Consider the following 13640-nt stretch of genomic DNA (forward strand, 5'->3'; position numbering starts at 1 on the left):
GCTGGCCGTGTTGAACCGCACCCTGACGCCGCACACGGCCTGGCACCTTTCCGCAATCCAGCGCACCCCTCTCCGCTCCCACTACCGACGGGGACCGTCGGACTACTCCCCACGCCCCGCCACAGGGTTGGAATACCGTCCCGCATGCGGGACCAACGCCAACAGGGACAAATGGGTGAGGCCGATGATCGCCCTTTGGGGCTCGTGCTGAGGGCTGAAAGCCCGGCGTGATGGCAGCCTTGGGCAACGCCCAAGGTTGGCGTTGGTTTTAGAGGCTGAGGGCTGAAAGCCCGGCGTCATTCAGGAAGGCTCGTTGTGAGCTCTCCCACCAATGAAAAAGCCCCAACCGGCTGATCACAGCCAGTTGGAGCCAATGCGTTAGTTTCCTAAAACTTATCCCTTATCCCTAACCCCTCTTCCCTTATCCCTCTCCGGCCTTACACCGCTTCCATCTCGGCCTCGAGCTTCTTCTTCTCGCGGGCCCGGACGGTGGAGTCCAGCGTGCGCTTGCGCAGGCGGATGCTCTTGGGGGTGGCTTCCACCAGTTCATCCGGGGCGACATACTCGATGGCGCGCTCCAGGGAGAAGCGGATGGGAGGAGGCAGCGCCGCGCTCTTGTCGTTGCCAGCGGCACGGAAGTTCGTGAGCTGCTTGGAGCGGGTGGGGTTCACCGGCAGGTCGTCCATGCGGGGGTTCTCCCCGATGATCATGCCGTCATAAATCTGGTCGCCAGGAGCCACGAAGAGCTTTCCGCGAACCTGGATGGTGTCCAGCGCATAAGTGGTGGCTTCGCCGGACTCCGTGCTGATGAGGGTGCCGGTGCTGCGGGTCTGCATGGGGCCGGCGTGCGGTGCGTACTCCTTGAAGAGGTGGCTGTGAATGCCGTGACCGCTGGAAAGGTTCATCAGTTCGAACTCGAAGCCGATCAGGCCGCGGGTGGGCACGGTGGCCACCAGGGTGCTGCCATGAGCGTGGGTCTTCATGTCCTCAATGCGCCCCTTGCGCTCGGCCAGGGACTTCATGACGCCGCCGACGTAGTCTTCCGGCACTTCCACATAGAGCGTTTCAAACGGCTCGCAGAGCACGCCGTCCACACGCTTCGTGATGACCATCGGACGGGAAATAACCACCTCGAATCCTTCACGACGCATCTGCTCCACGAGCACCGCGATCTGCATGGCACCACGGGCGCTGACGTTGAACACACCGGCGAGGTCCGTGTCTTCGATGGAGATGGAGACGTTCATCTTCGCCTCCTTGAAGAGACGCTCGCGGATCTTGCGGGAGGTCACGTGTTCACCTTCACGACCAGCCAGGGGGCCGTCGTTCACGGCGAACTGCATGACGATCGTCGGAGGATCAATGGCCACGAAGGGCAGACCTTCCGCATCAGCGGAGCCAGCCACGGTCTGGCCGATATCCACGTCTTCAAAGCCGCTGATGCCCACAATGTCACCGGCGGTGCCTTCGGCGTTTTCACTCACACCCAGGCCCGTGTACTGGAACACCTTGGTCACCTTGATCGCCTTGGCGGACTCTTCCGGCGTCTTGCCCAGGAGGTACACGCGGTCGCCCATCTTCACGCTGCCACGGGTCACCTTGCCGATGGCCACACGACCCACGAAGTTGTCCCAGTCGATGTTGGACACCAGCATTTCGAAGGAGCCTTCGGGTTCAGCCTTGGGAGGGGAGATGTGCTTGACGATCTTCTCCAGGAGGAACTCCATGGCATGATGCTCACCTTCGGGTGAGTCGCTCACCCAGCCCGCACGGGCGCTGCCGTACAGGAACACGGCGTTGAACTGCTCTTCGCTGGCTTCCAGCTCAAGGAAGAGCTCCAAAACGTTGTCATGCACCTTCTCCGGCTGGATGTGCGGCCGGTCCATCTTGTTGATCAGCACGATGGGGGTCAGGCCCTGTTGAAGCGCCTTGCGCAGCACGAAGCGGGTCTGGGCCTGAGGGCCTTCATACGCATCCACCACCAGCATCACCCCGTCCACCATCTTCATCACGCGCTCCACTTCCCCGCCGAAGTCGGCGTGGCCGGGAGTATCCACAATGTTGATGATGTGGTCGTTCCAGTGAACGGAGGTGTTCTTGGCCTTGATGGTGATGCCTTTTTCCCGCTCCAGGTCCATGGAGTCCATCGCGCGCTCAGCGATCTGCTGGTTCTCGCGGAAGTTGCCGCTGGCGCGGAGCAAGGTGTCCACGAGCGTGGTTTTGCCATGGTCAACGTGGGCGATGATGGCGAGGTTACGGATGTTTGCGGGTGACATGGGTGGGCTGGAGGGGGCGGAAGAACAGTCCGCTTGGCTGGGCTAACAGGCGGTCGGAAGGCCCCGCCCGCGCAAAAAGGGTGGGCATAGTACCCGGAAACGTGAGAAACGCAAGTGAGGACGACGTCACGTGGTGATCCAGAGGCCCTGTTCCCAGCGGAAAAGCCCCCTGCACCGCAAGGGGATTTTTGCACACAACCGCTGACTTTGCGCACTTGCCGGGTGCAGGTGTCGGACCCTTTTCGTGCGTCGCCACCTCCCTATCACGCCTCTACAGACGGAGAATGGCGGGAGCAGTTCCCCTGACCTCAAGTCTTGAGTCTGGAGATCGTAAGTCTTCTGTCTCCCGCGCAGCCGAGGGGCTACATCTTCTTGAAGGCGTCTTCCAGGCTCGGGGCCTTCAGGCTGACCGAAGCGGGGGCCGGATCAGCCACCTTGGATTTAACCGCGGAGTTGATCACCTCCGCCTGGAGCTTGCAGAGTTCTACAATGCCCTTTTTGCCCAGGGTGAGCATGGCACTGAGCTGGGCCTCGCTGAAGGTGGACTCCTCCCCGCTGCCCTGAATTTCCACAAACTGGCCGTCTTCGGTCATCACCAGGTTGCAGTCCACATCGGCATCGCGGTCCTCTTCATAGCAAAGGTCCAGGAGCGCCTGATTGCGGAAGATGCCCACGCTGATGGCGGCCACCTTCTTCTTCAAGGGCTGTTGACGCAGCACGCCTTTTTCCAGCAGGCGGTTGAAAGCGATGGCTGACGCCACACAAGCCCCGGTGATGGAGGCCGTGCGGGTGCCCCCGTCGGCCTGGAGCACATCGCAATCGATCCAGAGCGTGCGCGGCCCGAGCTTCTCAAGATCGACCACCGCGCGCAGGCTGCGGCCAATGAGCCGCTGGATCTCCTGGCTGCGGCCGTCCAGTTTGCCCTTGCTGATGTCGCGGTCTTTACGGTCCAGCGTGGAGTACGGGAGCATGGAGTACTCCGCCGTGAGCCAGCCGCCAGAGACGCCCTGAGCCTTCATCCAGCGGGGCACCTCCTCCTGAATCGTCGCCGCGCAGATCACCTTCGTATTGCCGAAGGATACCAGCACCGAACCCGTGGCATGGGGGGCGATGTCGAGCTGGAAAGAGACGTTGCGGAGCTGGTCGGGGGTACGTTGATCAGAACGAGGCATCCGGCGAGATAGCACAGGCGGGCGATCTGCAAACGCCAAAAGACCAATTTCCTCCGCTGGGACGGGGGCAGACTACGGTAGTCCGATGGTCTCCATCGGCTCAGTCGCCGCAAGGACGCGCGATCAAATCCCCACCTCCCTCTAGCTCGGCTTCGGGACCAGCCTCCCCTTGGCAACGGAGAGGAAGCTTTTCATGGCCGTGCGAAGCGGGAAGCGATTTTCCCGCAGCATAGCCAAAAAGAACCCAAAATATCAATACACCGTCTGTTAAACGGCGACCAAACATAGGGCTTACGCATGAAGGAGGCCTAGCATTTGGAGCCTGAAGGCCGGGTCCATGGTGGCGAGTTTGCGCTTTCTGCGCAGGCTGACTTTTGCTGGGTGCCGGTGCAGGGTGGTGATGACCATTTCGCGCAGGATGGTGAGGTTGTGGGCCGCGTTGCGGTCCCTCACCTGGCAGTGGTCCTCATTGAAGGTCACATCCAGCACCCAGTGGCAGCGGTTTTCAACACTCCAGTGTCCGCGCACCAGTTTGGCAAGGCGTTCCACATCGGCTTTGAAGCTGCACAGGAAGTAGTGCACCTCTTCCAACGGCGGCCCATCGTGGCTGCGCTGCACCTGGCGGCGCACCTGTGCCACGCTTTGCAGTCCGGCCCATTTCCAGCTCTTGTGGTACCAGTCAAGTTCCTCAGTGATGGTGTACTCACGTCTTTCACAGCGCCCGTGGGAGAGTTCCAGCGTCACGCTTTTGCGATGGTGGGAGGGGCTGAGGTCCAGGCGCTCGGCTTCCGTGAAGTGCTTTCTTACAGTCTCATGAGCCCTTGGGTGGTTGGCCTTGAGTGCCAGGACATAATCGGCCCCTGCCCCGGTGATTTGCTCGGCAATGTGAGCTTGGGTGCCCATGGCATCAATGGTGACGGTGGCCCCTTTGAGTTGCAGGCTTTCCAGCAGACGGGGAATGGCCTCAATTTCGTTGCTCTTCTCATGGCAGGTGATCTGCCCGGCGCTGAGGTGGTAGTCGTCCACCCAGGCCCGTAGTAAATGGACCAAGTGCCTGCCGGTTTCAGCGTTGTGAGTGCCGCGCAGAGCTTTGCCATCTATGGCAATATGTCTGCCCTCAAGGTCGCCACACCAGCCCGTGAGCACCTCAAGCAGGGCCTGCGGTTGTATGGCCATGAGCACATTGCGAAACACGTCGTGGGACGGAGCCCCATGCTTCAGAGGAAGAAAGCTTTGCAGCCACGACAGCTGGCTCTGGGCAAAATCCCCCATATCCAAATAGCTTTCGCCATCGCAGAGAGTCGAACAGAAAGCGATGATGAGCACCTCATCAATGCGATGACGTACTTTGCCAGCCTGGCGGGGATCATGAATCTGGGCAAATTTGGCCCGGAGGGCTTCCAAAGTGCCTTGAGGAGGAAGGGAGTGGGTCACTCTCCCAGCTTAAACAGCGGTGCCCTGTAGAAAAATCATATCGTTAAGAGATGTTAAGTTTTCTCACTCTGTTCATACGTAAGCCCTGGACCAAACATAGGCAATTCACTTACACAATCCGCTCCGCGATCTCGCTGGCAATGGCCAGCAGGTTCTCCTTTTCCTCGTGGGTAAAATCATACGGCACCATCTTGCCAATGCCCAGCGTGCCGCGCAGTTCCCCGCCCGACAGTGTGGGAACAGCGATGGAGCCCTGCACGTTGGTCTGCCGCGCGCCCTCCTTGGCCACACCGCCCAGATCCGCCTGCAGGTTGCAGAGTTCCACCGGTTCACGCCGCTCCGCTGCCGCGCCCGCGATTCCCTTGCCCACAGGAATCGTCTCTACCACCGGCAGAAGCTGGGGAGGGATGCCTTTCTGCGCCACCAGCTTCAACAACCCATCTGCCGGGTCTAGGCGGTGCAGCGTCCCGGTGGTGCAGCCGAATTCCGCAATCACGGCCTCCAGCACGGCCTGCCAGTCTGGGGAGTCGGTCTCAAGCAGAGGAAGAAGAAAGGGGGTGGACATGCGGCACCTTAGCCCCACTCCCGCCAGAACGGCAAGGAACAAGCTGAGGCTGCTGCCGGGCAGGGCTTACGCATGAATGGGGTGAGGAAGTTTAAGGTTTGTTAATTATGTGATTTTTACGAGACTCTCCCTGCTGTAAGAGGGGAGGATGAGTTCCCAGCTCCCTATTCCGGGCGCTTTGCAAGCTTTGCGGGCCAAGTTTTCCACGCTTGCGGACCATCGCCACGCTGGCAAGGTTCGCCATCGGCTTGATGAAGTGCTGCTCATTGCTTTTTGCAGCACGTTGTGTGATGGCGAAAGCTATCTGGACATGGAGGACTTCGCCCGGACCCAGTTGGACTGGCTTCGCACCTTCCTGCCCCTGGCGCATGGAGCTCCTTCTCATGATGTGTTTCGCAATGTGCTCATGGGCCTTGCCCCACAAGCCTTGCTGTAGGTGCTCACCAGTTGGTGTGGAGAGCTCAGAGGCAAGCACATAGCCATTGATGGCAAGGCGCTGCGGGGAACCCACAGTGCCGAAGCCGGCAAAAATCTGGTGCACCTGCTCCGGGCTTGGGTGGATGATTACCACCTCAATGCCGGTCAGCTGGTTTGTGAGCAGAAGAGCAACGAGATCGAAGCCATTCCGCGACTGCTGGAAAGCCTGCAGCTCCAGGGAGCCGCCGTGACCATTGATGCCATGGGGACACAAGGTCACATTGCCGAGCAGATCATTGAGGCAGGGGCCGATTATGTCTTGGCCCTCAAAGCCAACCACCCCAACGCCCTTCAAGCCGTGAGCGCCCACTTCAAGGAAGCTGAGTCAAGAGAGCTCAAGAGCCCACGGCATCCCAAGAGTGTGACGTTTTCAGCGAGGGCGAATGATGCCGATTGCCAATCGGCGGCACAGCAGATTGCCAATCTGCGCTACGCTTCTGAGGCCGTGGCAGCGCGTGGACTTGCTTCACTTCGCGCGCACGGGCATCGCTGTGCCATCGCCGGGCAGCTCGCCACGCAGCATCTTCCCGGCCTGGCCAGTGAGCCAGAGGTAGTGATCCTCCGCCACACCGGGCTCGGTGGCGAAGGGGCTTTCCCCCACGGGCGGGTCCTGACGGGTCTTGAAGATGGCGGTGCCTTCGTCGAGCTCATCAAACATGGCCACGTACTGCATCCGCAGGCCAAGTTTCTTCGTCTGGGCAAACTGGGACCAGATGAACTCACCTCCCAGCCGTGGGATGGCGTTGACCGGAGCTTCTTTGCCGCGGCCTTTCTGCAGATTGTGCCAGCTGAATCCCGGGAAGGCCACGGGCAGGTAGTCGAGGTTTCTTTCCTTGCACCAGGCCACATCCCCGCTGGCGGTCTTTTCAAAGTGCGAGGCCGCGTTTTTGGGGTTGTTGTAGCGGCCGATGGTCCAGGGGCTGACAACGTCCGCTTTGGCAATGAGGTTGTGCAGTTCGGGATCCGCAATGCTGTCGCGGGTCAGCGTGCGCCAGTAGGCGGGCACGCCGAGCATGAGGGAGACGTTGCCGTAGCGCGGATCGTTCTTGAAGAACTCGATGAGTTGTTTCCATTCATCCAGCATGGGGGCGCGGTCGGAGAAGCCGAGGCCCCAGAGGGCGACGAGGGGTTTGCCGCGGTGCCGGAGGTAGGCTGGGTTTTCTTTGGCATCGGCAAAGTGACAGATGTCCACGAGACGTTTCCAGTCGTTGATCAGGAGCTGGGTCTCGCCAGGCTTGATACCGGAGAGGTCATACATGAGCACCCACTCCCGCCCGTGGTCGCGGGCGGCGGTGCGAGTAGTTTCCAGAACCAAGTCCTGGGCCTTGGCATGGCGCGGGTCCTTGGTGGAGACGACGAAGCGCTGGAGGAAGACGCCATCGATGCCGTACTCCTTCATCCACTGGTGATGGAGATTGATGACGGAGGGCTTCACCGAGCTATACACGTCCGCTGGGGTGCCGTCGGCGAATTTGAAGGGCGTGGGGGTCCGGTCGGCTGCGGGGATCTCGCGGACGTCTGGCCAGAGGTCGATGCTGCAAGCTCCGGGGCCGAAGTTCCGGCCGCCATAGTGATGCCAGCCGGTGTTGGTGCCGTCATCGGGCGTGCGAAACCAGCCCTGGTAGCCGCACATGATTTTGCCGTCCAGGCCTTCTGCCCAGGTGGAGGTGGCGAAGACTAGAGTGCAGAGGAGGAGGAGCAGGGCAGAATTCATGAGATGGCGCGTTGGTCCATTCACCAACCCACCTGCCTTCGTCAATCTTGCGGGAGTAGTCCGAATGGTCTGCTTCAGACCGGTGCCCGGGTGGCTGTCGCACCAGTGGACACATCGATGAAATGTTCCTGGCCGGCGTCGTCGGTGACGATGACGGATTCGCCTTGGGCTTCGAGCGGACCGGTAAAAGGGGATTCGCCGACGGCCTGCCACACGAGGGACCCGTCGAAATTGATGCGTGCAATGGCCAGCTCCCCGTGGGTGATGAGGCAGTGATGGATGGGATTGTGATGCACGCCGAAGCAGGTCAGTTCGTCCACCAAGGTCGTCCACATCAACTGCAAATCCGGGAGATGGAGCGCGGTGACTGAGGCACCGCAGGCGATGAAGAGAGTGTCGTCTGCCACGACGGCGGACTGGTCGTGAACTCCGGTTTCCCCTTTGGAGGTTTGCAGTTGGGCCTGGGCCACGGGCTGGGATTCCTGAAGGACCTCAATCCGGTGGCAGGAGGTGGGCTGAGTCGGGATGTCATCCAGAAGAATGAGCCCTGCATTTGGCTGGGAGGGGTCAATTGCCTGGGGGAAGCCTTCGCGCAACTGGATGGTGTACGGGGGGCTGGAGAGGGTGACCATGGGGAGGGGGAAGGGTGGCGGCACGAATGCGCGTGGAGCAACCGCCGCGCAAGTGATCGTGTGGGATATTGGCGGAGATGACGGGGCAGACTTTCAAGATGCTCCGTGCCCGCTGAATGAGGCCGGGCTTTCAGCCCTCAAATATCTCTCTGTTTCCGAAACCTGGGGCGCTGCCCCAGGCTGGGATGAAGCCGGGCCTTTGGCCCTCAGCTTCTGCTGCATCGATGTGCTTTAGCGTCCAATGATCACAGCCTCGATGCGGTAGCCGTCGGGATCGATGACAAACGCGGCGTAGTAGCCGGGGCCGTACTCTTTGCAGAGTTCCGGAGGCCCGTTGTCTGTGCCGCCGTGTTGCAAGGCGGCCTCATAGAAGGCGGTGACGGCCTCACTCGAAGGCGCTGAGAACGCCACGTGAAAGCCGTCGCCCGCCACCGTCTGATGATCCGGCCGGAGGCGGATGGCAAACTTGTCCTGGCCCTTGATGGTGCCGTAGCCTACGGCGGTGTCGTCGCTCCAGACGCGGCTGTACCCCAGAGGGGCCAGCGCGGCATCATAGAATTTCGCGGAACGGGCCAGATCCGCCACGGCAAAGGAAAGGTGATGAAGCATGGTGGGCGGGAGTTTGCCCGGCGCTAGGGTTTCTGCTCCGGTGGCAGGAGGTCCGGGCGGTTCTTGCGGGTCCGCTCTTTGGCCTGTTCCTTCCGCCATTTGGCGATCTTCCCGTGGTCGCCGGAGAGGAGAATGTCGGGCACTTTTTGCCCCTGCCACTCGGCGGGGCGGGTGTAGTGAGGGTGGTCCAGGAGGTCGGATTCGGTGAAGCTTTCCTGGATGGCGGATTCGTCATCGCCGAGCACACCGGGCACGAGGCGCACGATGGCATCGACCACCACCGCCGCGGCAATGGCCCCGTTGGTGAGGACGTAGTCACCGAGGCTGATTTCCTCGTCCACGCAGGTGTCCACGATGCGCTGGTCCACACCTTCGTAGTGGCCGCAGAGGAAGATGAGATGCGGCTCGGTGCTGAGCCGGCGCGCAGTGGCCTGGTCGAAGGGTTTGCCCTGTGGGGTCATGAAGATGACCTTGCTCTGTGGGGTGCGGACTTCGTCGAGCATGGCCGCGATGGGCTCCGGCCTCATCACCATGCCAGGGCCGCCGCCAAAGGGGGCGTCGTCCACCTGGCGGTACTTGCCCATGCCATGCTTGCGCAGGTCGTGCACCCGGAGGTCCAGCACGCCTTTTTCCCGGGCACGCCCCATGATGCTCGCGCCCAGCGGCACCGTGACGACTTCGGGGAACAGCGTGATGACATCGACTTGCATGGCCGCGCAAGGTAGGGAGACAGGGGCGCGGTGCAAGGGGCGCGGGGCGGGGAGTGGTGGAGTGGTGGAGTGGTGGAGTGGTGGAGTGGTGGAGTGGTGGAGTGGTGGAGTGGTGGAGTGGTGTGGCGACCGTTCCGGCGTCCCTCCGGGACTGGTGGTCGATGGACCGAGGGGCGTGAATGGCGGATTGGCGTCAGGGGTGGGCAACACGATGGGCCTACCGCTCCGCGGTAGCGAGAGGACGTGTTCCTTCCACGGGTAGCCCTCGTTATACTCGGTCGACCCGTGGCTACTCATGGTGAACCCTCCGGGTTCGGCTGCAGGTGGGTGATGGCGTGCTTGGATAGTCGGGAATCCGCGCTGTAGTGCACGGGTGTCGCACTCGGGATCGGGCGGGGGATGCGAAAGGGAATGCGATGTTCGGGCGGCTTGAGACGCTGATGGGACGTGCGACTGAAGTTCCCGGCAGGATGCCGGGAACGGCACGCAAGGATGCGTGCGGTCCCCCAGTTTCCCGGTCACAGCGCTTCAGAGTCAGTGGGGAGCGCGCGCTTCCAGCGTGCTGGCTTTCTGCATCTTGCAGAAGCCTTCAGTCGAACGTCCTCTGGCACTGCAAGCTCCTCGACGTTCCCCAACCCAATACTTCCAACACCTGGCGGCGCAGCCGCTTTGGGACTGCGGTGAGAATCACCGCTTTTGGGATGGCTTGTGAGGTTCTATCGAGGTGAGGACGTCAGCGGAGGCTTGTTCCTCCGGTCGGGCTGCATCGTTGTCTGCCTGACACAGGACTCCCCAAAGCGGCAATGCTTGCCGCACTCCCAAAATCCCGCAAGCGGGATCAGGTGTAGGACGTCCTAGTTCGTTTGGGGCTTCTTTGGGCCTCCGGTATTGGAGGCTGGCTTCAAATCACCTAGGGGCAAAGGGACTGAGTGAGTCAGGCGACTTGGCATTCTTCTCCAGCACCGACACCTTCACGGGCGTGAGCTTCACGGTGCCATCTGGATAGTCACTCAAGCTCGCTTCCAGATTGCGGCCATCGTCGGTCAGACCTCGGGTTTCCCAGTCCACCCGGTAGGTACGGTCCACGGCTTCTCTTCCATCTGCTGCAGGGGCTTCGGCACGGATGGTTTCGATGCGGATGGGCTGGTCGAGGTGATTGTGCCAGGTCGCGTAGTAGCGGCCCTGAGCGTTGCTGAAGCGGATGCCCAACTTGTCGATCTCCTCTTTGGGGAGTTCTTTCCATGAGGTGGATTCGGAGGTTGTCTCTGTCGATGGGGCGATCAGTTGCTGTGCCTGTTGGCCTGCCTGGAACGCCTCGGATGCAGCGCTATCTTTGGCATCCTCTGCTTCGGACAGGCGATTCGCATCGAACGAGGAGACGAAGACCTCCTTTGCCTCGCCGGTGAATCGGTTGATCTGCACGAGGCGTTCACTTCCCGTACCGATCCCCTGCTTAACCAACTGCTGGGTGAACCCAAAGTAAACGGCTGCGGCACCGAGAACGGCACCGCCGAGGAGGGCGAAGAGAGTTTTCATGGCCTGATCTGAGGTGAGATGGTGATTCGAATGACAACACCAAAGACGCAAACGGCCAATCTCTATTCGATGTTCCGAAGCGAAAAAGGGGGCCCACCTTTCAGCGGGCCCTCTCAATCACAAATCAAAATTCCAAATTCCAAAATGGTCTATACGTCCTCGTCGTCATCGCCGTCGCCTGCCTTGCGGCCGCGGAGCTTGGCTTCGATAAAGGCATCCAGATCACCGTCCATGACATTGCCCACGTTGCCGGTTTTTTCCCCGGTGCGGTGGTCTTTGACCATCTGGTAGGGCTGGAAGACGTAGGAACGGATCTGGCTGCCCCAGGCGACGTCGCCCTTCTCGCCGTACTGGCGTTCCATCTCTGTCTTCTTCTTGTCCTGCTCGAGCTGGTACAGCTTGGCCTTGAGCATGTTCATGGCCATCTCCCGGTTTTTGCCCTGGGAGCGCTGCACCTGGCAGTTCACGATGATGCCGGTGGGTTCGTGGATGAGCCGGACGGCGGTCTCCACCTTGTTCACGTTCTGGCCGCCTTTGCCGCCGGAACGATAGGTCTCGAACTTGATGTCGGCCTCGTTGAGCTCGATGCCGATGTCCTCATCGACTTCCGGAGTGACATCCACGCTGGCGAAGCTGGTGTGGCGACGCTTGGCGGAGTCGAAGGGGGAGATTCGTACCAGGCGGTGCACGCCGCGTTCGCAGTTAAGCTTGCCGAAGGCGTAGTCTCCCGTGACGCGGAAGACGGCGCTGCGCACGCCCACTTCTTCACCAGGGGCGAAGTCCACCATCTCGGTCTTGTAGCCGCTGCGCTCGCACCAGCGTTGGTACATGCGCAGGAGCATGTCGGCCCAGTCGCAGGACTCCGTGCCGCCGGCACCGCAGTGAATGGTGACGAAGGCGCCCTTCTTGTCCAGCTCACCGGTCAGGAGCATGGCCAGCTCGAAGTCGCTGAGCGCCTTCTCCATGGCGTGATATTCCTTCTCGACCTCCGTCCAGGAGGCGAGGTCGTTCTCATGCTGGGCAATCTCACCCAAGACGAAGAAGTCCTCCAGACGTCGCTCTAGCTCTTCGAGAGGGAGAATCCTGTTCTTAAGATTGTTGACGGTGTCGATCGTCTTGCGCGCACGTTCCTGGTTGTCCCAGAACTCAGGGCGGGCCAGCTCGTCTTCCAGCGTCTCGAGGTCGGATTTTAGTTTCCCGACGTCAAAGATACCTCCGGAGCCCGCCAAGGCGGCCCTTGAGGCTCTCCGTGTCGAACGCTTGCAGATCGGTGATGACGGTTTTGGCCTTGTCCATGAGGGTTTAATAAACCCGCGGGCCGGGGAGGCAAGCGAAACTCAAACGATCATGAAGCAGGGGGAACGGTGAAGCCAGAGGGGGTGTCGCCCACAAAGTACACATCCCGATCTGGCCGGGAGCCGGGGGCGTGGATGTCCAGCATGAGGAGCGGCTCCTCCCCGGTGATGAAGCCGTGGGTGGTGCCGGGAGGCAGTCGGAGGAAATCACCCATCTCCAGCGGATAAGGGGTCCCATTGAGGATGGCGGTGCCGCGACCAGACAGGACGTAGTAGTACTCTTCCGCGATCTTGTGATAACTCACGCTGGTGGTCTGATGGGGCTCAATACGGACGCGGTAGGCGGTGCCGGCTCCTTCGTCAGCCAGGGGGATGAGGGACTCTATTTCATAAGGCCCGAGCTTGGCGCGAGAGGAGGGGGTGCCCGCGTGATGGTGGAGGATCTGGAGCGGCTGGGACATGGTCGGGATAAGAAACGGCCAACAATGTGCTGAGAAAAAAACATCCTGCCTCCGTTTTCCGCCGCATCATACATGGCAGGTGGAGGTTCCGGTGGCAGATGGAGAGGGGACGTGTATGGAACCGCCAGCCCAGCCGTAAGACAGAACCCTGCAACCCACGTGGAAAGCGCGACTGCGATCCTGATCAACCGTCATCGACTGACGGAAAGCAGCCTTATTGTGCACTGGTGTTCTCCCGAGCAGGGGTTGTTCAAGACGGTGGCCAAGGGGGCGCTGCGTCCACAGTCTGCCTTTGCGGGGCGGCTGGACTTGTTCGTCACGTGTGAGGTGGTCTTCCTGCCCAGCACGAAGAGCGATCTGCACTCCCTGAAGGAAGTTCATCTGGTGCAGCCGCGGCTCCAGATGAGAAACAGCTATGCCAGGGTGCTGGCGGGCACTTATTTCTCAAAACTCGTGGAGCTCGTGGTGGAGCGGGAGACGCCGCTGGGGGGGGTGCACGAGCTGTTACAAAAAAGCCTGGACTATCTGGAAGGGCACGAGCCCAGCACCCGGCTGGTGCACCGGTTCGAGAACAAGCTGTGCGAAGAACTCGGCCTGGGCCAGGTGTTGGCCGGGGCTGCGGGGCTCTTGCACGAGACCTTTCACCGCCCGCTTCCACTACAGCGGGCACAACTGCTGGAGGTGCTGGAAGAGGCGGATGGTGCAGATGCTGCTGTTCCCCGCCACGATTTTACTTGATGCGGGCGGGGTCCTGCCTTG

Annotated in this window: 13 protein-coding genes and 1 pseudogene; 3 read left to right on the plus strand and 11 right to left on the minus strand. The window is 61.0% G+C overall.

Features of this window, described 5'->3' with window-relative positions; genetic code table 11:
* Nucleotides 1-437 precede the first annotated feature (437 nt).
* From typA to VSP_RS05030, 4 genes are all read right to left on the minus strand, one after another.
* Entirely contained in the window at nt 438-2276 is a 1839-nt protein-coding gene (gene typA, locus VSP_RS05015; RefSeq protein ID WP_009959171.1) for a translational GTPase TypA, read from the minus strand.
* A gap of 362 nt (nt 2277-2638) precedes the next feature.
* Complete coding sequence (gene rph, locus VSP_RS05020) at nt 2639-3448, minus strand: ribonuclease PH (protein ID WP_009959172.1); 810 nt, start codon at nt 3446-3448, stop codon at nt 2639-2641.
* 291 nt (nt 3449-3739) lie between these two features.
* Entirely contained in the window at nt 3740-4882 is a 1143-nt protein-coding gene (locus VSP_RS05025; protein ID WP_053332309.1) for an ISAs1-like element ISVsp7 family transposase, read from the minus strand.
* 109 nt (nt 4883-4991) lie between these two features.
* Complete coding sequence (locus VSP_RS05030; protein ID WP_009959176.1) at nt 4992-5447, minus strand: GAF domain-containing protein; 456 nt, start codon at nt 5445-5447, stop codon at nt 4992-4994.
* Between the two features lie 148 nt (nt 5448-5595).
* On the opposite strand from VSP_RS05030, the pseudogene VSP_RS40660 reads away from it, so the two are divergent.
* A pseudogene (locus tag VSP_RS40660) lies at nt 5596-6291 on the plus strand (ISAs1 family transposase); the annotation flags it as partial.
* A gap of 99 nt (nt 6292-6390) precedes the next feature.
* On the opposite strand, the gene VSP_RS42910 reads toward VSP_RS40660, so the two are convergent.
* From VSP_RS42910 to trmD, 4 genes are all read right to left on the minus strand, one after another.
* Nucleotides 6391-7638 carry a glycoside hydrolase family 99 protein gene (locus VSP_RS42910; protein WP_198141457.1) on the minus strand — a complete coding sequence of 416 codons (1248 nt, stop codon included), beginning with the start codon at nt 7636-7638 and terminating at the stop codon, nt 6391-6393.
* Between the two features lie 74 nt (nt 7639-7712).
* Nucleotides 7713-8270: a hypothetical protein gene (locus VSP_RS38930; protein WP_009959179.1), complete on the minus strand. Its 558-nt coding sequence runs from the start codon at nt 8268-8270 to the stop codon at nt 7713-7715.
* 231 nt (nt 8271-8501) lie between these two features.
* Nucleotides 8502-8879: a VOC family protein gene (locus VSP_RS05055; RefSeq protein WP_009959181.1), complete on the minus strand. Its 378-nt coding sequence runs from the start codon at nt 8877-8879 to the stop codon at nt 8502-8504.
* Between the two features lie 23 nt (nt 8880-8902).
* Nucleotides 8903-9589, minus strand: coding sequence for a tRNA (guanosine(37)-N1)-methyltransferase TrmD (gene trmD, locus VSP_RS38935; RefSeq protein WP_009959182.1), 687 nt, complete (start codon nt 9587-9589; stop codon nt 8903-8905).
* Here trmD and VSP_RS41940 point away from each other — a divergent pair.
* Nucleotides 9588-9851 carry a hypothetical protein gene (locus VSP_RS41940; RefSeq protein WP_157210743.1) on the plus strand — a complete coding sequence of 88 codons (264 nt, stop codon included), beginning with the start codon at nt 9588-9590 and terminating at the stop codon, nt 9849-9851. The genes trmD and VSP_RS41940 overlap by 2 nt on opposite strands.
* A gap of 644 nt (nt 9852-10495) precedes the next feature.
* On the opposite strand, the gene VSP_RS05070 is transcribed toward VSP_RS41940, so the two are convergent.
* The 3 genes from VSP_RS05070 to VSP_RS33945 all read right to left on the minus strand — a co-directional run bounded on the left by VSP_RS05070 (nt 10496) and on the right by VSP_RS33945 (nt 12881).
* Nucleotides 10496-11125 (minus strand): hypothetical protein, encoded by a 630-nt coding sequence (locus VSP_RS05070; RefSeq protein WP_009959183.1) that lies wholly within the window; start codon nt 11123-11125, stop codon nt 10496-10498.
* Between the two features lie 149 nt (nt 11126-11274).
* A protein-coding gene (gene prfB, locus VSP_RS05075; protein WP_157211205.1) for a peptide chain release factor 2 occupies nt 11275-12400 on the minus strand; the annotation gives its coding sequence in 2 pieces (ribosomal slippage) (nt 11275-12336 and nt 12338-12400; 1125 coding nt in all).
* A 70-nt stretch (nt 12401-12470) separates the two neighbouring features.
* Nucleotides 12471-12881: a cupin domain-containing protein gene (locus VSP_RS33945; protein ID WP_009959187.1), complete on the minus strand. Its 411-nt coding sequence runs from the start codon at nt 12879-12881 to the stop codon at nt 12471-12473.
* A 159-nt stretch (nt 12882-13040) separates the two neighbouring features.
* Here VSP_RS33945 and recO point away from each other — a divergent pair, with 159 nt between their 5' ends.
* Nucleotides 13041-13619 (plus strand): DNA repair protein RecO, encoded by a 579-nt coding sequence (recO, locus tag VSP_RS05090; protein WP_157210744.1) that lies wholly within the window; start codon nt 13041-13043, stop codon nt 13617-13619.
* Nucleotides 13620-13640 lie beyond the last annotated feature (21 nt).

The organism is Verrucomicrobium spinosum DSM 4136 = JCM 18804 (genome assembly GCF_000172155.1).
Taxonomy (GTDB): Bacteria; Verrucomicrobiota; Verrucomicrobiia; order Verrucomicrobiales; family Verrucomicrobiaceae; genus Verrucomicrobium; species Verrucomicrobium spinosum.

Bases quoted from the DNA above. Each gene is read 5' to 3' on its own strand.
- VSP_RS05070 (WP_009959183.1), bottom strand. From the start codon at position 11,125: ATGAAAACTCTCTTCGCCCTCCTCGGCGGTGCCGTTCTCGGTGCCGCA.
- trmD (WP_009959182.1), bottom strand. From the start codon at position 9,589: ATGCAAGTCGATGTCATCACGCTGTTCCCCGAAGTCGTCACGGTGCCG.
- typA (WP_009959171.1), bottom strand. From the start codon at position 2,276: ATGTCACCCGCAAACATCCGTAACCTCGCCATCATCGCCCACGTTGAC.
- VSP_RS42910 (WP_198141457.1), bottom strand. From the start codon at position 7,638: ATGAATTCTGCCCTGCTCCTCCTCCTCTGCACTCTAGTCTTCGCCACC.
- rph (WP_009959172.1), bottom strand. From the start codon at position 3,448: ATGCCTCGTTCTGATCAACGTACCCCCGACCAGCTCCGCAACGTCTCT.
- VSP_RS38930 (WP_009959179.1), bottom strand. From the start codon at position 8,270: ATGGTCACCCTCTCCAGCCCCCCGTACACCATCCAGTTGCGCGAAGGC.
- VSP_RS33945 (WP_009959187.1), bottom strand. From the start codon at position 12,881: ATGTCCCAGCCGCTCCAGATCCTCCACCATCACGCGGGCACCCCCTCC.
- VSP_RS05055 (WP_009959181.1), bottom strand. From the start codon at position 8,879: ATGCTTCATCACCTTTCCTTTGCCGTGGCGGATCTGGCCCGTTCCGCG.
- VSP_RS05030 (WP_009959176.1), bottom strand. From the start codon at position 5,447: ATGTCCACCCCCTTTCTTCTTCCTCTGCTTGAGACCGACTCCCCAGAC.
- VSP_RS41940 (WP_157210743.1), top strand. From the start codon at position 9,588: ATGGCCGCGCAAGGTAGGGAGACAGGGGCGCGGTGCAAGGGGCGCGGG.